Origin of the sequence: Gaetbulibacter sp. NE (genome assembly GCF_025548475.1) — a bacterium.
GTDB classification, from domain to species: Bacteria; Bacteroidota; Bacteroidia; order Flavobacteriales; family Flavobacteriaceae; genus Gaetbulibacter_B; species Gaetbulibacter_B jejuensis.
Genome location: NZ_JAOQHY010000008.1, coordinates 1 through 21,518, shown reverse-complemented (window position 1 = coordinate 21,518; position 21,518 = coordinate 1). Strand labels below are relative to the sequence as shown.

At 33.0% G+C, this 21,518-nt stretch carries 18 protein-coding genes; 11 read left to right on the top strand and 7 right to left on the bottom strand.

All coding sequences use genetic code 11. The annotated features are described in order from the left end of the window. Window positions 1–68: 68 nt before the first annotated feature. Both arsC and prfB read right to left on the bottom strand, forming a co-directional pair. Window positions 69–410, bottom strand: a complete 342-nt coding sequence (gene arsC / locus OD803_RS10300; protein ID WP_129760190.1) for an arsenate reductase (glutaredoxin) — start codon at window positions 408–410, stop codon at window positions 69–71. A 9-nt stretch (window positions 411–419) separates the two neighbouring features. Further along, window positions 420–1,530, bottom strand: a protein-coding gene (gene prfB / locus OD803_RS10295) for a peptide chain release factor 2 (protein WP_262733339.1) whose coding sequence is annotated in 2 segments (ribosomal slippage) — window positions 420–1,466 and window positions 1,468–1,530 — 1,110 coding nt in all. Because the reading frame shifts where the segments join, the coding sequence is not laid out codon by codon here. A 105-nt stretch (window positions 1,531–1,635) separates the two neighbouring features. On the opposite strand from prfB, the gene OD803_RS10290 reads away from it, so the two are divergent. Together OD803_RS10290 and OD803_RS10285 are read left to right on the top strand one after the other, a co-directional pair. Next, a complete protein-coding gene (locus OD803_RS10290; protein WP_262733338.1) occupies window positions 1,636–4,044 on the top strand; it encodes a zinc-dependent metalloprotease in 2,409 nt (802 codons plus the stop codon). Window positions 4,045–4,092: 48 nt separating this feature from the next. After that, window positions 4,093–5,115 (top strand): threonine aldolase family protein, encoded by a 1,023-nt coding sequence (locus tag OD803_RS10285; RefSeq protein WP_262733337.1) that lies wholly within the window; start codon window positions 4,093–4,095, stop codon window positions 5,113–5,115. Window positions 5,116–5,159: 44 nt separating this feature from the next. On the opposite strand, the gene OD803_RS10280 is transcribed toward OD803_RS10285, so the two are convergent. After that, window positions 5,160–5,549, bottom strand: a complete 390-nt coding sequence (locus OD803_RS10280; RefSeq protein WP_262733336.1) for a hypothetical protein — start codon at window positions 5,547–5,549, stop codon at window positions 5,160–5,162. A 31-nt stretch (window positions 5,550–5,580) separates the two neighbouring features. Further along, entirely contained in the window at window positions 5,581–5,904 is a 324-nt protein-coding gene (locus OD803_RS10275; protein ID WP_131506861.1) for a YbaB/EbfC family nucleoid-associated protein, read from the bottom strand. A 114-nt stretch (window positions 5,905–6,018) separates the two neighbouring features. On the opposite strand from OD803_RS10275, the gene OD803_RS10270 reads away from it, so the two are divergent. The 3 genes from OD803_RS10270 (at window position 6,019) to OD803_RS10260 (ending at window position 10,595) form a co-directional block, all read left to right on the top strand. After that, complete coding sequence (locus OD803_RS10270; RefSeq protein WP_262733335.1) at window positions 6,019–8,082, top strand: S9 family peptidase; 2,064 nt, start codon at window positions 6,019–6,021, stop codon at window positions 8,080–8,082. A 71-nt stretch (window positions 8,083–8,153) separates the two neighbouring features. Further along, on the top strand, window positions 8,154–9,191 hold the full coding sequence (locus OD803_RS10265; protein WP_131506858.1) for a PLP-dependent cysteine synthase family protein: 1,038 nt from the start codon (window positions 8,154–8,156) through the stop codon (window positions 9,189–9,191). A 144-nt stretch (window positions 9,192–9,335) separates the two neighbouring features. Continuing rightward, on the top strand, window positions 9,336–10,595 hold the full coding sequence (locus OD803_RS10260) for an aminotransferase class I/II-fold pyridoxal phosphate-dependent enzyme (protein ID WP_129760181.1): 1,260 nt from the start codon (window positions 9,336–9,338) through the stop codon (window positions 10,593–10,595). A 55-nt stretch (window positions 10,596–10,650) separates the two neighbouring features. Here OD803_RS10260 and OD803_RS10255 read toward each other — a convergent pair whose 3' ends face one another. Together OD803_RS10255 and OD803_RS10250 are read right to left on the bottom strand one after the other, a co-directional pair. Then, the gene (locus tag OD803_RS10255) at window positions 10,651–11,769 is read right to left on the bottom strand and encodes a GTP cyclohydrolase (protein WP_262733334.1); all 1,119 of its coding nucleotides are present in this window, start codon (window positions 11,767–11,769) and stop codon (window positions 10,651–10,653) included. 12 nt (window positions 11,770–11,781) lie between these two features. Further along, window positions 11,782–12,756, bottom strand: a complete 975-nt coding sequence (locus tag OD803_RS10250) for a transporter (protein WP_262733333.1) — start codon at window positions 12,754–12,756, stop codon at window positions 11,782–11,784. Window positions 12,757–12,949: 193 nt separating this feature from the next. Between OD803_RS10250 and OD803_RS10245 the strand changes: the two genes are divergently transcribed. Genes OD803_RS10245 through OD803_RS10230 form a run of 4 tightly spaced genes read left to right on the top strand, consistent with a single transcriptional unit; the run spans window position 12,950 to window position 18,421 of the window. After that, window positions 12,950–13,231 (top strand): DUF4834 family protein, encoded by a 282-nt coding sequence (locus OD803_RS10245; protein ID WP_129760178.1) that lies wholly within the window; start codon window positions 12,950–12,952, stop codon window positions 13,229–13,231. 29 nt (window positions 13,232–13,260) lie between these two features. Continuing rightward, window positions 13,261–15,693, top strand: a complete 2,433-nt coding sequence (locus tag OD803_RS10240) for a YfhO family protein (RefSeq protein WP_262733332.1) — start codon at window positions 13,261–13,263, stop codon at window positions 15,691–15,693. Further along, complete coding sequence (locus tag OD803_RS10235; RefSeq protein WP_262733331.1) at window positions 15,686–16,963, top strand: glycosyltransferase; 1,278 nt, start codon at window positions 15,686–15,688, stop codon at window positions 16,961–16,963. The genes OD803_RS10240 and OD803_RS10235 overlap by 8 nt, the downstream gene beginning before the upstream one ends. Beyond that, a complete protein-coding gene (locus tag OD803_RS10230; protein ID WP_262733330.1) occupies window positions 16,964–18,421 on the top strand; it encodes an oligosaccharide flippase family protein in 1,458 nt (485 codons plus the stop codon). It begins immediately after the preceding gene. A gap of 108 nt (window positions 18,422–18,529) precedes the next feature. Here the strand turns inward: OD803_RS10230 and OD803_RS10225 are convergent, their stop codons facing one another. Beyond that, window positions 18,530–19,645: a hypothetical protein gene (locus OD803_RS10225; RefSeq protein ID WP_129760174.1), complete on the bottom strand. Its 1,116-nt coding sequence runs from the start codon at window positions 19,643–19,645 to the stop codon at window positions 18,530–18,532. A gap of 272 nt (window positions 19,646–19,917) precedes the next feature. On the opposite strand from OD803_RS10225, the gene OD803_RS10220 reads away from it, so the two are divergent. After that, window positions 19,918–20,694 carry a hypothetical protein gene (locus OD803_RS10220; RefSeq protein ID WP_262733329.1) on the top strand — a complete coding sequence of 259 codons (777 nt, stop codon included), beginning with the start codon at window positions 19,918–19,920 and terminating at the stop codon, window positions 20,692–20,694. Window positions 20,695–20,761: 67 nt separating this feature from the next. Continuing rightward, the gene (locus OD803_RS10215; protein WP_129760172.1) at window positions 20,762–21,343 is read left to right on the top strand and encodes a hypothetical protein; all 582 of its coding nucleotides are present in this window, start codon (window positions 20,762–20,764) and stop codon (window positions 21,341–21,343) included. Window positions 21,344–21,518 lie beyond the last annotated feature (175 nt).

Below are 21,518 nucleotides of genomic sequence, written 5' to 3'. Positions count from 1 at the left end.
AGCAAAAATATGGTAAGGTTTAGTGGGTTTTGGTTAAAGTTGTGTTAAAGAAATAAATCTTATTAAGGCTAAATAATTTCTAAAATTTTGGTAGCAGGTCTACCAATAACAGCCTTTTTACCATTAATAGCTATTGGTCTTTCAATAAGTTTTGGGTTTTCAGTCATAGCTTTTATAATTTGATCGTCAGTAAGGTCTTTACCTTTAAATTCTGATTTCCAAATAGCTTCATTTTTACGCACTAATTCAATAGGTTGAATTCCTAATAAATTAATGATGTCTTTTAGTTCTTTTTCAGAAGGAACGTCTTCTAAATATTTAATGACTTTAAATGGTTTTCCATAAGTTTCAAGAACTTCAATACCTTGTCTTGATTTACTACATCTAGGGTTGTGGTAAATTTTAAGCATAATAATTTTTTATAGTGTTTGTTGTGTGTCTTCTTTTTGTCCCATCATCATTAAATAGGCTTTTAAAAAAGGCTCAATATCTCCATCCATAACAGCGTCTACATTACCTGTTTCATGACCAGACCTTACATCTTTTACTAGTTTATATGGATGCATAACGTAATTACGTATTTGACTTCCCCATTCAATCTTCATTTTTTCGGCTTCAATATCATCTCTTTGAGCCAATTGTTTTTGCAATTCTATTTCGTATAACTGCGATTTAAGCATTTGCATTGCTCTTGCTCTGTTATCATGTTGCGATCGTGTTTCGGAACAAGAAATTTGAATTCCTGTAGGCTTGTGAGTAAGCTGTACTTTGGTTTCAACTTTATTAACATTTTGACCACCAGCTCCACTTGAACGCGCTGTTGTAATTTCAATATCGGCAGGATTGATTTCTATTTCAATAGTATCATCTACCAAAGGATAAACGTATACCGAAACAAAACTTGTGTGTCGTTTAGCATTACTGTCAAATGGCGAAATACGTACCAAACGATGCACTCCATTTTCACCTTTTAGCCATCCAAAAGCATAATCGCCTTCAATCTCTAAAGTTACCGTTTTTATACCTGCAACATCTCCTTCTTGAAAGTTAAGTTCTTTAACTTTAAAGCCATTTTTTTCAGCATACATAAGATACATACGCATAAGCATACTTGCCCAATCGCAGCTTTCGGTTCCACCAGCTCCAGCAGTAATTTGAAGTACAGCACTAAGACTATCTCCTTCATCTGAAAGCATGTTTTTAAACTCTAATTTTTCAATTTGAGTTACAGCTTTTTCAAATCGGTCATCAACATCTTCAGCAGTAGCTTCATCTTCTTTATGAAACTCATAAATAACTTCTAAGTCTTCTACAAGTGTTTTTGCAGTGTTATAATCTTCAACCCATTTTTTCTTTTCTCTTAGCGACTTCATTAAGGCTTCAGCAGCTTTGGAGTCGTTCCAAAAGTTTGGGTCAAATGTTTTTTCTTCTTCGTTAGCTATTTCAATTAATTTGGCATCTACGTCAAAGATATTGTCTAAGCGAACCTAGACGGGAATTAAGATCTTTTATTTGATCTGATGTAGTCATAAAATTGTAAATTTTGACAAATTTAAAATTAAAACCTGCATTGTAAAAGATTTGCAAGGATATTTTTAAAGGAATTTGTTTAGTTTTATGCCTTAATACTCAACTATGAAAACGCTTTTTTTACATTTATTTTTACTTTTATGTATTACTACTTCCTTTGCTCAAGGATTAACAGGAAAAGATTTAAAAAATTACGAAGGATATTTTAATTTCTTTTATGAAGAAGCTCAAGACAAAATCTATCTAGAAGTTACTCAGTTAGATGAGGAGTTTTTATATGTAAACTCACTTGCAACAGGAGTTGGTTCTAATGATATTGGTTTAGATAGAGGACAACTTGGAGATAACAGAATTGTAAAATTTGTTAAAGCAGGAAACAAATTACTTTTAGTACAACCTAATCAAAATTACAGAGCAATAACCGATAACGAGTTAGAAAAGAAAAGTATTGAACAAGCTTTTGCAAAATCGGTGTTATTCGGGTTTAAAATAGAAGAGGAGTCCAACGGAAAATACATTATCGATGTTACTCCGTTTTTAATGCAAGATGCTCATGGAGTAGCTGATAGACTGCAAAGCCAAAACGAAGGACGCTACAGTTTAGATATGAGTAAAAGTGCATTATCACTAGAGCGTACAAAGGCATTCCCAAAAAATGTTGAGTTTGAAGCATTGTTAACTTTTAGTGGAGACCCAAAAGGCCGAAACATAAGAAGTGTAACACCAACAGCTTCTTTAGTGAGTGTTATTCAACATCATTCATTTGTGGAATTACCGGACGATAATTATAAAAAGCGTGAGTTTGATGTGCGTAGTGGAGCCATTTCCATTTCGTATATGGATTATGCAACTCCTGTACAGGAGCAAATAAAGAAACATTATATTATTCGTCATCGTTTAGAAAAAAAGAACCCAAACGATTCCATTAGTGAAGCAGTTGAACCAATTATTTATTATTTAGATTCTGGTACTCCTGAACCTATTCGTTCTGCTTTATTAGATGGAGCACGTTGGTGGAATGAAGCCTACGAAGCTATTGGTTTTAAAAATGCTTTTCAAGTTGAAGTGTTGCCTGAAGATGTTGATCCTATGGATTGCAGATATAATGTTATTCAATGGGTACATCGTTCAACAAGAGGTTGGAGCTATGGTGGAAGTGTTATTGACCCAAGAACAGGAGAGATTATTAAAGGACATGTTAGTCTAGGAAGTTTACGTATTAGACAAGATTTTATGATTGCTCAGGCGTTATTGAATAAGCCATTTGCTGAACGTGATGATAATTACCAACCTATGTTACAAATGGCTTTGGCAAGAATACGTCAGTTGAGCGCGCACGAAGTGGGACATACTATTGGTTTTGCTCATAATTTTGCAGCAAGTACTAACAATAGAGCTTCGGTTATGGATTATCCGCATCCAAAAGTAAAACTTACAAATGGCGAAGTTGATTTAAGCGATGCTTATGATGTTGGTATTGGTGATTGGGATAAAGTTACTGTGGCTTATAGTTATTCTCAATTTAAAGACACTGAAAATGAAACAGAAGCACTAAATAATATTTTAAAAGAAGCAACCAATTCAGGTCTTCGATTTATAACCGATAGTGATGCACGAGCACAAAATGGTGCTCATGCCTATGCTCACCTTTGGGATAACGGTAAAAGTGCTTCTGAGGAGTTAGAAAACGTGCTTAAAGTGAGAGCTAAAGCGATTTCAAATTTTTCAAAAGATAATATTAAGACAGGAGAACCTTATTCAGTTTTAGAAGATGTGTTTGTGCCTTTATATTTCTTTCATCGTTATCAAACCGAAGCAGCTACTAAGCTTGTAGGAGGATTGGATTATAATTACGCTGTAAAAGGTGATGGTCAAATGATTACAAAAGCTATCGATGCTAAAACTCAAAAAGAAGCACTACAAGCTATACTTAAAACCCTTTCTGCAGAAACATTGGCTATTCCACAAGATAAGTTAGAGTTGTTTCCTCCAAGAGCATTTCAGTATTGGCGAACTAGAGAATCATTTCGTGGTAATACAGGAGTCGCTTTTGACCCTTTTGCACCTGTAGAAACGTCAAGCGATATGACTTTGGGATTATTATTAAATCCTGAACGAATGAACAGAGTGTATCAACAAAAGGTTTTAGATAAATCGCAATTAGGTTTAAAAGAATTTTTAGAAATCTTGATAGATGCCACTATAAAAAAGAAAACAGAAAATAGTTACCAAGGTGAAGTACAGCAGGTTATCAATCTTTCGGTTTTAAATAATATTATGGCGTTATCAGCTAGTGAAAAATTAATGCCACAAGCTCAGGCTTTAGTGAATTTTGAAGTGATGAAACTAAAAGTGAAGCTACAAGAGCGAAGAGTTGACCCAATGGCAATGTTTATGGTGAAAGAGATAGATAAATTTTTAGGAAATCCTAAAGGGTTTAAAGCACCAAGTACACCAAAAATTCCTGATGGTTCTCCAATAGGAAGTGATGCTTGTTTTTACCATTCAAACTAAACATAACAGAAAAATAGTTTAAAAATTCCCATTTCTTAGAAAATAGATATGATTATAGATTTAAGAAGCGATACAGTTACAAAGCCAACAAAAGACATGTTGGAAGCAATGATGCAAGCGCAAGTTGGCGATGATGTTTTTGATGAAGATGTTACTGTAAAAATGCTAGAGAGCAAACTAGCAGCTCAATTTGGAAAATCACACGCCTTATTTTTTCCTAGCGGAAGTATGGCAAACCAAACTGCTTTAAAACTGCATACGCAACCAGGAGAGCAGGTGATTTGTGATAAAACAGCTCACATCTATAATTACGAAGCTGGTGGAGCGTCGTTTAATAGTGGTATTTCGTGTAAGTTGGTTGATGGTAACAGAGGAATGTTTACAGCACAACAAGTAGAAGAAGCTATTAATCCTGATGCGTTTTATTATGCTAAAACAACTTTAGTAGAAGTTGAGAATACAGCAAATAGAGGAGGAGGTTCTTGTTGGGATTTTGAAGAGTTGAAAAAAATACGTCAGGTTTGTGATACACACAAATTAGGGTATCATCTTGATGGTGCTCGATTATGGAATGCGCTTGTTGAAAAAGACGAAACCACAATGCAGTATGGAAAACTGTTTGATACTATTTCGGTGTGTTTGAGTAAAGGTTTAGGTTGTCCCATAGGTTCTGTTTTAATTGGTGATGAAGCGCTTATGAAAAACGCAGTGAGAATTAGAAAAGTATTTGGTGGAAATATGCGACAAGTAGGATATTTAGCTGCTGCTGGATTGTATGCTTTAGAAAACAATATCAACAGACTAAAAGACGATCATAGTAAAGCTAAAGACATTGAAACGGTTTTAAAAACATTGCCTTTTATACAATCGGTTGAACCAGTAGAGACCAACATTATCATTTTTGAGCTACAGAAAGGAATTAGCGAATCTGCATTTGTACAAAAGCTAGATGATAATGGTATTAAGATTATTGGTATGGGAAGTGGAAAGCTACGTATTGTAACACATCTTGATTATACCAATGTAATGCACGATAAGTTTTTGAGCGTATTGAGAAAGCTTGAGTTTTAGTTCAATAATGTTTAGTAAATAGATTTTTAAATTAGTGGTTTAAATTAAACCCACTCAACATTTAACTTCTCTAATTCTGTTTTTAAATTAGATAAAGATTCTTTATCAATTAAATCAATATTAATTTTCATTTCCTGTGATGTGGTTTTAAGGATATACTCTCCAGCAAAATGTTTAATTCTTGTTATTTCATTTAAGTTTATCTTCTTTCCAAAAGGCCAGTTTTGTTTAATAACCCCATTTTCAATAGTTAAATACTTTTCCTTTTTCTGATAGAAGTGTGTTATTAAGTAAAACCCTGAAAGTAGAAACCAGATATAATCAAACCATCTAGTATTGTCATTAAATACAGTTTGTATAACTCCATTAGCTAACCAAACTAACCCTAAAATTAGATTTAGGGTTAGTTGTTTCTTTTTATAATGAATTTTCATTTTAAGGGATTTACATCAACACGCTAAAAAATCACTTAAACATATCCAAACCAGGAATGTTTGGCATACCGTCTTTGGCAACTGCAGCAATTTCGGTTTCGTTTACAGTTGTAGCACGCTCAATAGCTTTGTTTAGGGTTAAAACAAGGTAATCTTCAAGCATATCTTTGTCTTCAAGCAATGCATCGTCAATAACAATATTTTTTATGGTTCTGTTTGCAGTAATAGTTACTTTAAGTTTATTATCAGTACTGCTTTCATCAATTAAAACAGTGTTTAAACGAGCTTTAGTGTCTTCAACTTTTTTTTGGGTTTCTTTCAATTTATTCATCATACCCATCATATCTCCAAACATAATTTTTTCTTTTTATTAGGTTAAGTCACAAAATTACTAAAATCATTAGTAATGCATTAACAGTTCAATTCTAATTTTAATTCTATTTTTGCATACTTCTTAAACTAATTTTTAATGATAAAAGAAAGGGTTGTACCTCCTGTAGCTAAAAGAGTTCCTAAAACTTTAAGCATTCACAACGATACCAGAATTGACGATTATTTTTGGCTCAACCAAAGAGAAGACCAAGATGTTTTGGATTATTTAAACGCTGAAAACGCCTACTTTGAAGAAATGACAGCGCATACCAAAGCTTTTGAAGACAACTTGTTTAAAGAAATGAAAGCAAGAATTAAGGAAGATGATGAGTCGGTTCCTTATAAATACAATGGGTATTGGTATATTGTGAAGTATGAAACAGGAAAAGATTACCCTATTTATATAAGAAGAAAAGATACTTTAGATGCTCCTGATGAGTTGATGTTTGATTGTAACGAAATGGCAAAAGGACACGACTATTTTAAATTAGCAGGTATAAGCATAAGCCCTGATAATACCAAAGTTGCGTATGGTTTAGATACAGTAGGAAGGCGTCAGTATACTATTAATTTTAAAAATTTAGTTGATAATGAACCAATTACTGATACTATAGAAAACACTACAGGTTCAGCGTCTTGGGCTAACGATAACGCGACTTTATTTTACACTAAAAAAGATGAAGAAACGCTGAGGTCTGATAAAGTGTTTAAACACAAATTAGGCACTAATGAAAGTGAAGATAAATTGGTTTTTCACGAAACCGACGACACATTTGGAGTAGCAGTTTACAAGTCAAAATCTAGAAAATATATCATTATTGCTTGTTACAGTACTTTAACTAATGAGTATCACATTTTAGATGCCAACACACCTAATGCTGGTTTTAAGGTGTTTCAAGAGCGTATAAGAGGGTTGGAGTACAGTATTTCGCATTTTGAAGACCATTTTTATATGGTTACCAATAAAGATGAGGCTACTAACTTTAAGCTAATGAAAACCGATGAAACCAAAACAGAAGTTTCAAATTGGGTTGAGGTTATTCCGCATCGAGAAGATGTGTTACTTGAGGATATTGATATTTTCAAGGACTTTTTAGTCATTAGTGAGCGTAGTAATGGTTTAAACCAAATACGAATTACACGTTGGGACGAAACCGATGATTACTACTTACCTTTTGATAGTGAAACCTATACAGCCTACACAGGCACTAATGTCGATTTTGATACTGAAGTGCTAAGGTATAGTTACAATTCGCTAACCAATCCTGCGTCAACCATTGACTTTAATATGGTAACTAAAACCAAAACCATAAAAAAGGAGCAGCAGGTTTTAGGAGGTACATTTGATAAAAACAATTATCAATCAGAGCGCTTATGGGCAACTGCTGATGATGGTACCAAAATACCAATGTCTGTAGTATATAAAAAAGGTGTTAAAAAGGATGGCAACAGTCCAGTGTTACAATATGCTTATGGCTCTTACGGTTCAACTATAGATCCTTATTTTTCTAGCATACGTTTAAGCTTGTTAGATAGAGGCTTTATTTATGTAATTGCTCATGTAAGAGGCGGAGAGTATTTGGGTAGAAATTGGTATGAGCAAGGTAAACTACTTCAAAAGAAAAACACCTTTACCGATTTTATTGCGTGTTCAAACTTTTTAATAGAAAACAATTATACCTCTCCTAAACATCTTTACGCTTTAGGCGGAAGTGCAGGAGGGCTTTTAATAGGTGCTGTAATTAATATAGCACCACAGTTATATCATGGCGTTATTGCTGCTGTACCTTTTGTAGACGTGGTAACCACAATGCTAGACGATAGTATTCCGCTAACAACAGGAGAATATGACGAATGGGGAAACCCAAATACCTTAGAGTATTATAATTACATGAAATCCTATTCGCCATACGATAATGTAAAAGCGCAAGACTATCCACATATTTTAGTAACTACAGGACTTCATGACTCTCAAGTACAATATTGGGAGCCAGCAAAATGGGTTGCAAAAATGAGGTTTCTAAAAACTGACACTAATAAATTGTTTTTAAAAACCAACATGAATGCAGGTCATGGTGGCGCTTCAGGACGTTTTGAAGCTTTAAAAGAAGATGCCGAAGAGTATGCCTTTTTATTAGACTTAGAGAATATTACTAGTTAATTAAAAAAAAACTCTTATTTTTGCGAGGTTTTAGGTTACTTTTTTTAATTTGTGACTGATAAATAGCATTTATGAAAGACAACTTACAAGTGTTTGATAACGTGTTGGATCTTATAGGAAAAACACCTCTAATCAAATTAAATAAGCTAACTGCAAGTTTTGATGGTGATTTCTACGCTAAGGTAGAAGCCTTTAATCCAGGACACTCTTCAAAAGATAGAATAGCACTTCATATTATAGAAGAAGCTGAAAGACAAGGAATTTTAACTCCAGGAGATACAATTATTGAAACCACATCTGGTAATACAGGATTTAGTATTGCTATGGTAAGTATCATTAAAGGATACGAGTGTATTTTGGCTGTGAGCTCAAAGTCGTCAGCTGATAAAATAGATATGCTTAAAGCCATGGGAGCAACTGTGTATGTGTGTCCTGCTCATGTAAGTGCTGATGACCCAAGGTCGTATTATCAAGTTGCAAAACGCTTACATGAAGAACGAAAAGGTTCAATCTATATCAATCAGTATTTTAATCAATTAAATATTGATGCACATTATAACACTACAGGTCCTGAAATTTGGAAACAAACTGAAGGAAAAATTACACATTTAATTGCTTGTAGTGGAACAGGAGGAACAATTTCAGGAACTTCTAAGTTTTTGAAAGAGCAAAATCCAAACGTTAAAATAATAGGAGTAGATGCTTATGGCTCGGTATTAAAAAAATACCACGAAACCAGAGAGTTTGACGAAAACGAAATCTACCCATACAGAATTGAAGGCTTAGGAAAAAACTTAATTCCTACAGCAACAGATTTTGACCTTATTGACAAGTTTGTAAAAGTAACCGACGAAGACAGTGCACACACTGCAAGGGAAATTTCTAGAACCGAAGGTTTATTTGTTGGTTATACAAGTGGAGCAGCAATGCAAGCCATAAAACAACTTAGTGAAGAAGGAGAATTTAAAAAAGGAGACAAAATTGTTGTGATTTTCCCAGACCATGGTTCAAGATACATGAGTAAAGTGTATAGTGACAAGTGGATGGAAAGCCAAGGTTTCTTTGACAGTAAAAATGTCACTTCCGAAACAATTCAGTACATAAAGTAAATACATTACCTATCCTATTTCACCCTAATAATATGATAGGTTTTTTGTGTCTTATTAGGTTATGAACACAAGTTTATAAATTAATTATGTTGTCATAATATAATTAATTAATTTTGCCTCTCAAACTAGACTAATTTAGCTTAAATGAAAGATTTATTTGAAAAGATATACAAGGATAAAGGTCCTTTAGGAAAATGGGCGTCTCAAGCAGAAGGATATTTTGTGTTTCCTAAACTTGAAGGTCAAATATCCAACAGAATGAAGTTTCAGGGAAAAGATGTAATTACCTGGAGTATTAATGATTATCTTGGTTTAGCTAACCATCCTGAAGTACGAAAAACCGATGCTGAAGCTGGAGCAGCTTATGGGTCGGCTTACCCAATGGGAGCTCGTATGATGTCTGGTCACACAGATTTACACGAAAAACTTCAAAATGAGTTGGCTTCATTTGTAAGTAAAGAAGCAGCTTACCTTTTAAACTTTGGTTATCAAGGAATGGTATCTACTATTGATGCTTTGGTATCTAAAGATGATATTATCGTTTACGATGTTGATGCACACGCTTGTATTATAGATGGAGTACGTTTACACATGGGTAAACGTTTTACTTACAAGCACAACGATGTTGAAAGTTTAGAAAAAAACCTTGAGCGTGCTACCAAAATGGCAGAACAAACAGGAGGTGGAATTTTAGTAATTTCAGAAGGTGTGTTTGGAATGCGTGGTGAGCAAGGTCGTTTAAAAGAAATCGTAGCGCTTAAAGAAAAATACAATTTCAGATTTTTAGTTGATGATGCTCACGGTTTTGGAACCTTAGGAAAAACAGGAGCTGGAGCAGGTGAAGAGCAAGGTGTACAAGACGGAATAGATGTATATTTTGCAACTTTTGCTAAGTCTTTAGCAAGTACAGGTGCATTTATTGCTGCAGATCAAGAAATTATTGATTATTTAAAATACAATTTACGTTCTCAAATGTTTGCTAAATCATTGCAAATGCAATTGGTTGTTGGTGCGTTAAAGCGTTTAGAGATGTTAAAGACAATGCCAGAGCTCAAAGCAAAGCTTTGGGAGAATGTAAACGCATTACAAAAAGGTTTAAAAGAGCGTGGTTTTGATATTGGTACAACGCAAAGTTGTGTAACTCCAGTATATTTAAAAGGAAGTATTCCTGAAGCTATGGCTTTAGTAAAAGACTTACGCGAAAACTATGGTATTTTTTGTTCAATAGTAGTGTATCCAGTAATTCCTAAAGGATTAATATTATTACGTTTAATACCTACTGCGACACACACGCTAGAAGATGTTAATGAAACTTTAGATGCTTTTGATGGTATTAGAAGTAGATTAGAAAACGGAACTTACAAACGTTTATCTGCTGCAGTTGCTGCTGCAATGGGAGAGTAAACGATAGTTAAATATATCAACAAAAAAGCCGATGATTTTTCATCGGCTTTTTTTATTAAAGATTTTTTCTAAGTGTAAAACGCCTTTTGTTGGTTTTAGGATTAAAATGTTTCCATATTTGATGAATAGCTTTATTATCTGCTAATTCAGGTGTTCTAATACAGTTTTGAATGCCTTTTTCCTTAAACACCTTATAGTATTCATTAAATATAATTGCTGTAACTCCTTTGTTTTGATATTCTGGTAAAACACCAATTAAGTAGAATACTACATCCTTACTTTCTTTTTTAGCTTTTAATAACTTAAGAAACCCAAACGGAAATAGTTTTCCTTTTGCTTCCTGTAAAGCTCTAGCAAATGATGGCATTACTATTGAAAACGCAATTAATTCATCGTTTTTATCAACAACAAACTTGATGTATTCAGGGTTTACAAAGCTTACAAACTTCTTTTTAAAGTATGTCTTTTGAATATCGGTAATCTCAACAAACGATGATAACGAAGAATAACTCTTATTGAATAAGTCAAACATTTTATCAGCATAAGGCATTACCTCTTCTGTTTTGGTAAAAGCCAATGAACGTAACTGATATCTTCTTTTTATAAGTTCTTGAGCCTTTGTAAAGAACTCAGGTTTTACATTTTTAAAAGGGAAAAAGTTTTCGATGTATTCCTTTTCCTCAGTATACCCATGAGATTTGTAATGGTTGATGTAGTATGGATGGTTATACCATGTAATCATAGTGCTAAGTTGGTCAAAACCTTCGGTAAGCACACCTACTTTATCTAAATTTGAGAAGCCAACAGGACCTTCGCAATACTCAAGGTTATTTTCTTTACCAATTTCTTCTACTTTTTCAAGAAGCGCTTTAGAAACTTCTAAATCATCAATAAAATCAAACCATCCAAATCGCATTTTCTTTTGGTCTTGCTTTTTTACTTCAAGCCAATTGATAATTGCAGCGACTCTACCTACAATTTCATTATTCTTATATGCTAAAAAGAAACGAGCTTCAGCATCTTTAAATATTGGGTTAACATCTTTGTTAAAGGTTTCTAACTCTTGTTTTATAATAGGAGGAACCCAATACTTGGAGTCTTTATAAATTTTAAACGGAAACTTTACAAATTCCTTAAGCTCATTTTTAGAGCTAATTTCTTTAACTGTAATCATAAAATAGTTGGCTTAGTTGCCATTATCGTCATTAAAATCGGTTTCAGCTCTTCTGCTTTTTTTACCTCTTGATTTTCGTTTAGCTTCTTCATCGGCAGAATTACCATTGTCAATTTTATCCTTATGGAAATCAAACCTGTAAGATGCTCCAAAATTAACGCTGAATACCGAAGGTGTGTCTTTAGTGTTCAAGGTTAAAGCTGTGTCCAACTGTAAGTCTTTGCTTAAGAGGTAAGCACCTCCAAATCTAAATAAATTATCGGCATAAAAGTCACTCTTAATACCATGAGCTTCTCCAAAAATCACCCATTTAGGATTGAAAGAATGCGTTAGTGTGAGGATATATTGAAAATCAGAAAAGTCACTACCAATTCTGTCTTTAATTAAATTCATAACAAGTACCCAACCACCAGCAAAGTTGTTTTGTGTTGCAACCATTACTTTAGGACTAAAACCTTCAACATCTGGAGCAGTGTAAGGGTTATTTTTAGAATCGTAATTTGCACCTAAATATACAGCAACAGCAGGAATTAAGGATTTCCACTTAAAAGCTCTATTGTCATGGTAGCTATAAATGTTTGGTTTGTCTTCTTCTGCATTTTTATAAGGATCGTAAACTAAATATTTAGCGCCAAGAGTAAAGTTTTTAAAATTTGAGCGTTTATCTTCAGTTGAGAATGTTGAGCGATTATCGGTAAACGTATCGTTTTGGTAAGTACCTTCAAGGTTGATTTCCAATTCTTCAAAAAGTAGTCCGTAACGCGCAGCAAAATCTACTCCAAAACCAGACACTTCATACATTAAAGGCGTGTGTTTTTCTTTAACAATGTAAGGGCCAACCTCTAATTGAGCTACATTGGTTCCCACAGAAAAAGCACTTCTAGAAACTCCGGGTCTATTGGAATTTATAACTTCGGTATATTGCGAAAATGTATTGAAAGACACTGCAAAACACACCAATAACATATACTGTTTAATAGATTTCATCTGTTTGTGTTTTAGTTTTTTAATTGTCAAACGTAATGCCTTTTTCATTTTATATTCTGATGTAAAAATTAGCTGTGTAGGCATTTCATAGGTGATTTGTTAAATTCAAATATAGAGATTTTATACTTTTTTTAAGTATTTATAACTTATTTTAAAGTATGATAATTGTATTTTTGAAAAAAATATCTTTTTAATGGTACAAACGGCTTCTTTTATTGGTTTTTTAAGAACCATTTTAATCATACTATTAGTGTATTATGGTATAAAGCTACTTATGCGAATTTTTGCTCCATACCTTATGCGTTATATGTCTAAAAAGATGCAAGAACGTTTTGGAGGTCAATTTCAACAATACCAAAATAACCAACAAACACAACAAAGAGAAGGCGAGACTGTAATTGATAAAATGCCTGAGCGTCAGAAGTCTTCAAATAAAACTGTTGGTGAGTACGTGGATTACGAAGAAATTGATTAATTTTCACAATCATTCTTTAAAACATATTCATGCAGTTTTCAATCAAAAGAATTCTTCCTCATCTTTTAATTTTAGTTGGGTTTGTTATTGTTTCATTAGCATATTTTAGCCCAGTTTTAAAAGGCAAAAAGATTTTCCAAAGTGATATTAAGCACTATATTGGAATGTCTCAACAGCAAAATGACTTTAGAGCAGCCACTGGTGAGGAAACCTACTGGACTAACAGTGCGTTTGGAGGTATGCCCACGTATCAGTTAGGTGCAAAATACCCTCATAATTATATTAAAAAACTAGACCTTTCACTACGTTTTTTACCACGACCAGCCGATTATTTATTTCTTTATTTCCTAGGGTTTTATGTGTTGTTACTTGTGCTAAAAGTAGATTTTAAACTCGCTGCACTTGGTGCATTGGCCTTTGGTTTTTCTACCTATCTCATTATTATATTAGGTGTAGGACATAATAGTAAAGCGCATGCTATTGCCTATATGCCTTTGGTGCTTAGTGGTATTCTACTCACGTTCAGAAAACATTACATAGGTGGTTTTTTACTAACTACAGTGGCTATGGCTTTAGAGATATGTGCTAACCATTTTCAAATGACTTATTATTTGATGCTGTTAGTTGTGGTTTTAGGAATAGCTTATTTAATAGACGCTTACCGAAAAAAGGTATTGCCACATTTTTTCAAATCGGTTGGGATGCTAGTTGTTGCAGTACTATTAGCTGTTGGGTTAAACGCCAGCAATATTATGGCGACCAAAGAGTATGTTAATGAAAGTACACGAGGAAAAAGTGAACTTACTATAAATCCTGATGGTTCTCCTAAAGCAGTGACTACTGGATTGGATAAGGATTATATTACAGAATATAGCTATGGCATAGCGGAAAGTCTTAACTTGTTTATTCCGAGGCTTTTTGGTGGTGGAAGTCATGAAGATGTTGGTGTCGACTCTGAAACGTTTAAATTTTATAGAAATATTGGAGCGTCGCCTGTTGAAGCTACTCGCGAAGTAAAAACTACACCTACTTATTGGGGAGCACAAACCATTGTTGAAGCACCAGCGTATGTTGGAGCAGTAGTTATTTTCTTGTTTGTATTTGCTTTGTTTTTGGTTAAAGGCAGACTCAAATGGTGGCTAGTTGGTGGTACTGTACTATCGTTATTGCTTTCTTACGGAAAACATTTAGGGTTTTTAACCGATTTCTTTATAGACTTTGTACCTATGTACAACAAGTTTAGAGCAGTAAGTTCTATTCAGGTAATTTTAGAACTCTGTATACCTGTATTGGCTATTTTTGGTTTGGTACGTTTATTCAATGATTTTGAAAGCAAAGAGGAAAAGCTAAAAGCATTAAAATATTCCGCAATAATTACAGGAGGACTTGCAATTTTACTCTTGCTTATAAAATCGTCGTTTGACTTTGTTGGTGTAAACGATGGGTATTACAGACAAGCCTATGGCGAGTATGGACAAAGCTTTGTTGATGCACTAAGAGCCGACAGACAAACCTTCTTTACACAAGACACATTAAGAACTTTGCTTTTAGTAGTGCTTGCAGCAGCAACAATTTTTGGATTCTTAAAACAAAAACTATCAGAAGGAAAAGTGATTATTGTATTTGCTGCTTTAATTTTATTTGATTTGGTTGGTGTAGACAGACGCTACGTTAATAACGATAATTTTGTGTCTGCAATTCAAGTTGAAAAGCCTTATAAAGCTAATGCTGCTGATAAAGAGATATTAAAGGACAAGACACATTTTAGAGTTTTAGATTTATCTAGTGAAGGCTCTAGAAATCCAGGGAAAGCTGCTTATTTTCATAATTCGTTAAGTGGTTATCATGCAGCTAAACTTGGACGATTTGATGAACTGTATGATTTTCATATTTCAAAAAATAATATGGAAGTCATTAATATGTTGAATACCAAATATTTTATTGGAGAAGACGATAAGGGTAATGTATTTCCTTATAACAATGAAGAAGCCAATGGAAATGCTTGGTTTGTTTCGTCATTACAACAGGTTAGTTCTGCTAATGAAGAAATAGTTGCCTTAGACAGTTTAAATACTAAAACAAAAGCGATTACATCAATGCCATTGGAGTCTAGAACCTATACTGTAGATTCTTTATCTACAATTAAATTAGTAGCACATCAACCAAACTATTTAAAGTACGAATCTAACAATAGTAACGATGGTTTTGCTGTGTTTTCTGAAGTGTATTATGGCCATGGTTGGGTAGCAACAATTGATGGAACCGAAGCACCTATTCAGCGTGTTAATTATGTATTGAGAGGACTTGAAATTCCTAAAGGAAACCATACTATTGAGTTTAAATTTGAGCCTCAAGTAGTAAAAACAGGAAGTACTATTGCGTTGTCTAGTTCAATTGTACTAGCATTATTGCTTTTAGGAGGGCTATTGTATTCGTTTAAAAAAGACCAAGCTAGTGCGTAAAAAAGCACTTATAATAACATACTATTGGCCACCTGCAGGAGGACCAGGTGTACAACGTTGGTTGAAATTTGTAAAATACTTGCCAGAATTTGGTGTAGATCCTGTTGTTTACTGTCCTGAGAATCCTAGTTATCCAATTACAGACTTGCAGTTGGAAGATGAAGTGTCTAATACTGTAACTGTTTTAAAACAACCTATAAACGAACCTTATAAGTTTGCTAATTTACTTTCAAAAAAGAGTTCTAAAACGATAAGCTCAGGCATTATTCCGAAGAAAAAAAAGCAATCTCTTATTGAGCGTTTATTATTGTATGTAAGAGGAAATTTCTTTATTCCTGATGCGCGAAAAGGTTGGGTAAAACCTTCGGTAGCTTATCTTTCAGAATATATAAAAAACGAAGGTATTGAAACGATTATCACTACTGGACCACCACATAGTTTACACCTTATAGGTTTGCAGTTAAAAGCGCAATTGAATGTAAAATGGATAGCCGATTTTAGAGACCCTTGGACAACTATAGGTTATCACAAAGATTTAAAACTCACCAAAAGCTCTAGACAAAAACACGAATTGTTAGAGCAGAATGTTTTACAATCTGCCGACCAAATTATAGTTACTAGCACAGTAACAAAGCAAGAGTTTGCGCTTAAAACCCAACAACCTATAACTGTTATTACCAATGGTTACGACACGTATGCTATTGAAAAACCAGAGAAAGACCAACGTTTTACAATAGCTCATATTGGCTCATTACTTTCTGAACGTAACCCAACTCAATTATGGGACGCATTACGTGAGTTGATAGCTGAAAACGAAGCTTTTAAAACTGCGTTTCAATTGAACTTGATAGGTGTTGTGAGCGATGATGTGTTGCAGACTTTGTCAAGTTATCAACTAGATAATTATGTAAATGTTGTTGGTTATGTCAACCATGAGGAAGCGATGCAGTTTCAAATGCAATCGCAAGTGTTGTTGTTAATTGAAATAGACTCACAAGTAAGTAAAGCTATTATTCCTGGAAAGCTGTTTGAATATATGGTTTCCAATACGCCAATACTAGCTATAGGACCACAAGAGTCTGATGTTGAAGACATCATTAAAACTACAAATACAGGACATTATTTTTATTACAATGAAAAGCAGCAGATAAAATCTCAAATTTTATTGTATTTTAATGCCTATAAAACCAATTCGCTGCAAACGCAACCTATAGGATTGCAAAAGTACAGTAGAAGGGAACTAACAAAAACTCTAGCGAAACTTGTATAAATGGGAATTGTAGTTAAACAATCCTTTAAAAACACTATTAGTACCTATTTAGGGTTTGGTATAGGAGCAATTAATACATTGTTTCTGTACACTAATTTTATTACAGATGAGTACTATGGTTTAATTGCCTTTGTGCTATCTACAGCAAATATTATGATGCCTTTAATGGCTTTTGGAGTTCATAATACACTTATAAAGTTCTATTCTACATTTAAAACCAAAAATTCACTTAACAGCTTTTTAACCTTAATGCTTATACTACCTATGTTTGTAGTAGTTCCTGTAGCATTGATTGGCTATTTTGGTTATGATGTTATAAGTGATTTGTTATCACAAAGAAATGGTATTGTAAAAGACTATGTGTGGCATATTATTATTGCTGCTATTTCTATGGGTTATTTTGAAGTGTTTTTTGCTTGGGCAAAAACCCAAATGCAGACTGTTTTTGGCAACTTTATGAAAGAGGTGTTTCATAGAATTGGGATAATGTTACTGCTGTTTTGTGTGTATTTGGGATATCTTAATGTACACGAGTTTATCAATGCAATTATTATAGTATATGTATTGCGTATGGTTATAATGAAACTCTACGCATTTATTATTCGTTGGCCAGTACTTAAGTTTAATAGAATAGAGAGCTTTAGGGCTATTATTAAATACTCATCGCTTATTATACTTGCAGGTTCGGTAGCGACACTTATTTTAGATATAGATAAGTTTATGCTTGGACAATATATTGATATAGAGGAAGTCGCTTACTATAGTGTTGCAATTTATATCGCATCGGTAATTTCGGTTCCGCAACGGTCTATGCATCAAATATTAATGCCTATTACTGCTAATTATTTAAATGAAAAAAATAAGGTTGCTTTAAAGGATTTGTATCAACGCTCGTCACTTAGCCTTTTTATTATCAGTGGTTTGATATTTTTACTAATTGTGCTTAACATCAATCAGTTGTATTTAATTATCCCTGAAGAATTTAGTTATGGACTAACCGTTGTGTTTTTAATAAGCTTAGCAAAACTCTACGACACGCTTTTAGGGAACAATAATGCTATTTTATTCAATAGTGATTATTATAGAGTGGTACTACTTTTTGGAGTGTTACTTACGGTATTGATAGTTATTTTAAATATGGTATTTATTCCGTTATTAGGAATTGATGGAGCAGCAGTTGCAACTTTTATAGCTATTTTTATTTACAATACAGCTAAAATTTACTTTGTAAACCGAAAGTTTAAAATGCTTCCTTTTACAAAAGATTCTTTAAAAGTAGGAATATTGATTTTAGTAAGTGTTGCTGTGTTTTATTTTTGGGAATTTCCTTTTCATCCTATAGTTAATATAGCATTTAAGTCTTTATTGATAGGGTGTGTGTATGTCTTTGCAGTGTATAAGATGAATGTCTCTAAAGACATTTCAGGAATATTAAAAAAGTACTTACCAATTAAATAGTTTTTGCTGTGTTACTAGCCTAAAACGGGAAAATCCCACAAGGTGCTTTGAGGCATACGACTTGCAGGACTTTCCAACTAACCAACCAAAAAATTATGTATCGTTATATTATCTTCTAGATCTTGTACTGTTTTGTGAACTTCTAGATTTAGTCGCATTTGACGACTTTGTTCTGTTATTTTGAGTTACACGCTGAGTACTTTTGTTTTGTCTTGTATTATATTTACGTATTTGAGACGTATTTGGTTTTCTTACCGTTGAATTTTTTTTAGTGTTCACTTTATTAGACACAGTAGTTCTTGTTTTGGTCACATTTCTTTTGGTAGTAACCGAACTATTTTTAGGCCTATTAGTATTAACTGTAGCTCTAGACGATGTGTTTGTTCTATTAGTAGAACTTGATACTCTAGGAGTGGTAGTTCTTGTTCTAGTAGGAGCTGTTACAGCACTATTATTACGTCTTGTGGTGTTGCTTCTATCTACAGAAGTACTTCTTCTAGGTGTAGCATCTTGTCTATATCTATCACTTATACGTGTTTGTTGTGCGTTTGAACGTCTTCCGTTGTTAGCTACAGTATTACGACGACTGTTTATGTTAACAGGCTGACGGTAATTGTTTCTGTATGGTCTGTAATAGTGATGTCTAATAGGAGTGTAATACTGTCTATAAGGTCTAGTGTTTACAATACAGAAGTTTACTGAAGGTACAGCATAATATCTGTGCCATGGACGGTACACATAGTATCTATTATAAACGTTTATAAACCCTGTGTAGTGAGAAAATACTCTGTTACGATAGTGAATGTATAAACCACCTACACGAGCAACACGTCCAAAACTGTTATAGTGAATGTTTACATTTCCTGCTCTTGTAATTCTTCCGTAGAAGTCATAATAAATAGGTGTATTTTCTATTTGAACAATAGCACCAAAATCGTCATATTGTACATAAGGGTTGTAATCATAACCAGTGTTAAAGCTTATGGATACATTAGGAGTACTAAAGCCAACATTTACGTTTGGACCATAATTAGGGATGTAAAAGTCAAACTGACCATCAGGAAATACTGAAAATTCAATACCATTCTCTACAAATATGAAAGAGTTGCCATAACCATTAGCATAAGTGTTAAAAGTATTTACTGAATTTGTGCTGGTGGTTGTTGCGTTTACAGATACGCTTCCTAAGAGTATTGCTGTAAAAAAATAAATAATTCGTTTCATAATTGTAAGGGTTTTAATTATACAACTAATAGTAAACAAACAGCGTGCCAAAAAACAGAAACAATATTTAATGTATTGATTTTAAGTAGTTTGTGTTTATTTGGGTTTTTTGTAGGAAAAACCGCGTTTTACATGGACTATCCATGGACTAGCTATGGAGTAGCTATGACCTAGGTATAGAGAAGCTGTTTAGCGATTGTTTTTTTCGTGCTTATTGAATAATGATAGTTGTTGAAAAAGATTATATTTAAGAGTTTTATAAATCAAATAAAATGAAACATATTAAGAGACGGTTTTTTTATCAAACAAATTCTAATGATCCTATTTTTAACGGAAAAAAAATAGAAATGATTGATTTAAGAGCTAATGTTGAAGAAAATATATTATCTGATAGGAAAGGTGAAATAGCTTTTTTAGAATTAGAAGATGATACTTTAATTGGTGGCTTGGTGAATAAGATTGATGGTATAAATTATCTTGTTCCAATTCCTGATCCCACTTTAATTTATTTTAATAATGCTCAGATGGGCTTGAAAAGAATTTCAGAACAGAGAAAAATATTAATTTCTAAATTAAATTTATCATCAGAAGATAAAAAGCCACCAATTCATGAATTGTATAATTTTTTTGGTTTATCTAGTGGTTTTGTGATATACTTATTTACGGCTATTGAATCTTTTATAAATTCAATGATAAAGGATGACTATAATTATATTGATAGACAAAAAAACAAAACAATAATTTATAATAAAATGCAAATTCAAGAATCCTTGGATTTTAAGACTAAAATCAAAGTCATTCTTAAAGAGAATACAGGAAAGGATTTTTTTAAAAACAATAATCTAAATAATCAGTTAATTTGGAAATTGAAAGAATATAGAGATGATATAATTCACACAAAGCAAGAGAATGATTTTCTAAGATATAAAAACTTAATAAAAAAAGGATTTGATTTTAAATATTTAGATACATTGAAGTCAGTGGCTAAATTTATGAATTATTATAAGGAAGATTACATTATCGAATGTAATTGTGGTCAGGATTTTTAATTCTTAATTATAACTCTTTATGATAATTTATCAGCTATTTTAAAATTAATTATTTGTTGGCAACAATATGATGAAACGCAGAAATCATAATAAGCGAAATCGATTCTCGATTTTATTCCCAATTTTGACAATACTCGGAATTGGAATTGTTGTTGTATTATCTTCATTCTATGAAAAAAGTTGGTCACATAATTGGAATAATGTATCGAAATCTATAAAGGACTCTGTTTTAGTTGCAAAAAACACTGGATATACAGGAGGAGTTGGTCCAAATGGAAGGTCAATGGAAAAGTTTGCCAAAACAAGACTTTGGATAATGAATAATGCCAGCGAAAATGAACTGTTGAACTTAATAAAATACCCAAACGGAACTGTTAAAGCAATTGGATACGAAGGGCTTTTAAGGAGGAGTGATTATAGTAAAAAATTAGATTTGATTTCAAAATCAATTAATGACAAAGAATATAAGGTTTATTATTCAGCAGGTTGCGAAGAAATCGAATTAGAAATTAGCCAATATTTAATTCAATGGTTTTTAAAAATTGATAATCAAATGCCACCTTTCCGACCTGAATTAATTGTTGATTATGGGTTGTCGGAATCAGAAAAAGAAAAAATTCTGACTGAGTTTCATAATGGAAAAAAATAAAATACTGTTGCCAACAATGTATAACCGCAATTACGGCGGATTCGACTACGTCCGAATCCACTCGGAATTGCTAACGTCTGTGTTTAACCGAAAAATAGTAACTTTAATCCCGTAACTGACGGTTATACGTATTCCAAGGTAAAAAACAAGTTTTTTTTAGAAATTTACTGCTGCT

Excerpts from the sequence above, each read along its gene's own strand:
- arsC (WP_129760190.1), bottom strand. The coding sequence starts at position 410 with ATGCTTAAAATTTACCACAACCCTAGATGTAGTAAATCAAGACAAGGT.
- OD803_RS10290 (WP_262733338.1), top strand. The coding sequence starts at position 1,636 with ATGAAAACGCTTTTTTTACATTTATTTTTACTTTTATGTATTACTACT.
- OD803_RS10285 (WP_262733337.1), top strand. The coding sequence starts at position 4,093 with ATGATTATAGATTTAAGAAGCGATACAGTTACAAAGCCAACAAAAGAC.
- OD803_RS10280 (WP_262733336.1), bottom strand. The coding sequence starts at position 5,549 with ATGAAAATTCATTATAAAAAGAAACAACTAACCCTAAATCTAATTTTA.
- OD803_RS10275 (WP_131506861.1), bottom strand. The coding sequence starts at position 5,904 with ATGTTTGGAGATATGATGGGTATGATGAATAAATTGAAAGAAACCCAA.
- OD803_RS10270 (WP_262733335.1), top strand. The coding sequence starts at position 6,019 with ATGATAAAAGAAAGGGTTGTACCTCCTGTAGCTAAAAGAGTTCCTAAA.
- OD803_RS10265 (WP_131506858.1), top strand. The coding sequence starts at position 8,154 with ATGAAAGACAACTTACAAGTGTTTGATAACGTGTTGGATCTTATAGGA.
- OD803_RS10260 (WP_129760181.1), top strand. The coding sequence starts at position 9,336 with ATGAAAGATTTATTTGAAAAGATATACAAGGATAAAGGTCCTTTAGGA.
- OD803_RS10255 (WP_262733334.1), bottom strand. The coding sequence starts at position 11,769 with ATGATTACAGTTAAAGAAATTAGCTCTAAAAATGAGCTTAAGGAATTT.
- OD803_RS10250 (WP_262733333.1), bottom strand. The coding sequence starts at position 12,756 with ATGAAATCTATTAAACAGTATATGTTATTGGTGTGTTTTGCAGTGTCT.
- OD803_RS10245 (WP_129760178.1), top strand. The coding sequence starts at position 12,950 with ATGGTACAAACGGCTTCTTTTATTGGTTTTTTAAGAACCATTTTAATC.
- OD803_RS10240 (WP_262733332.1), top strand. The coding sequence starts at position 13,261 with ATGCAGTTTTCAATCAAAAGAATTCTTCCTCATCTTTTAATTTTAGTT.
- OD803_RS10230 (WP_262733330.1), top strand. The coding sequence starts at position 16,964 with ATGGGAATTGTAGTTAAACAATCCTTTAAAAACACTATTAGTACCTAT.
- OD803_RS10225 (WP_129760174.1), bottom strand. The coding sequence starts at position 19,645 with ATGAAACGAATTATTTATTTTTTTACAGCAATACTCTTAGGAAGCGTA.
- OD803_RS10220 (WP_262733329.1), top strand. The coding sequence starts at position 19,918 with ATGAAACATATTAAGAGACGGTTTTTTTATCAAACAAATTCTAATGAT.
- OD803_RS10215 (WP_129760172.1), top strand. The coding sequence starts at position 20,762 with ATGATGAAACGCAGAAATCATAATAAGCGAAATCGATTCTCGATTTTA.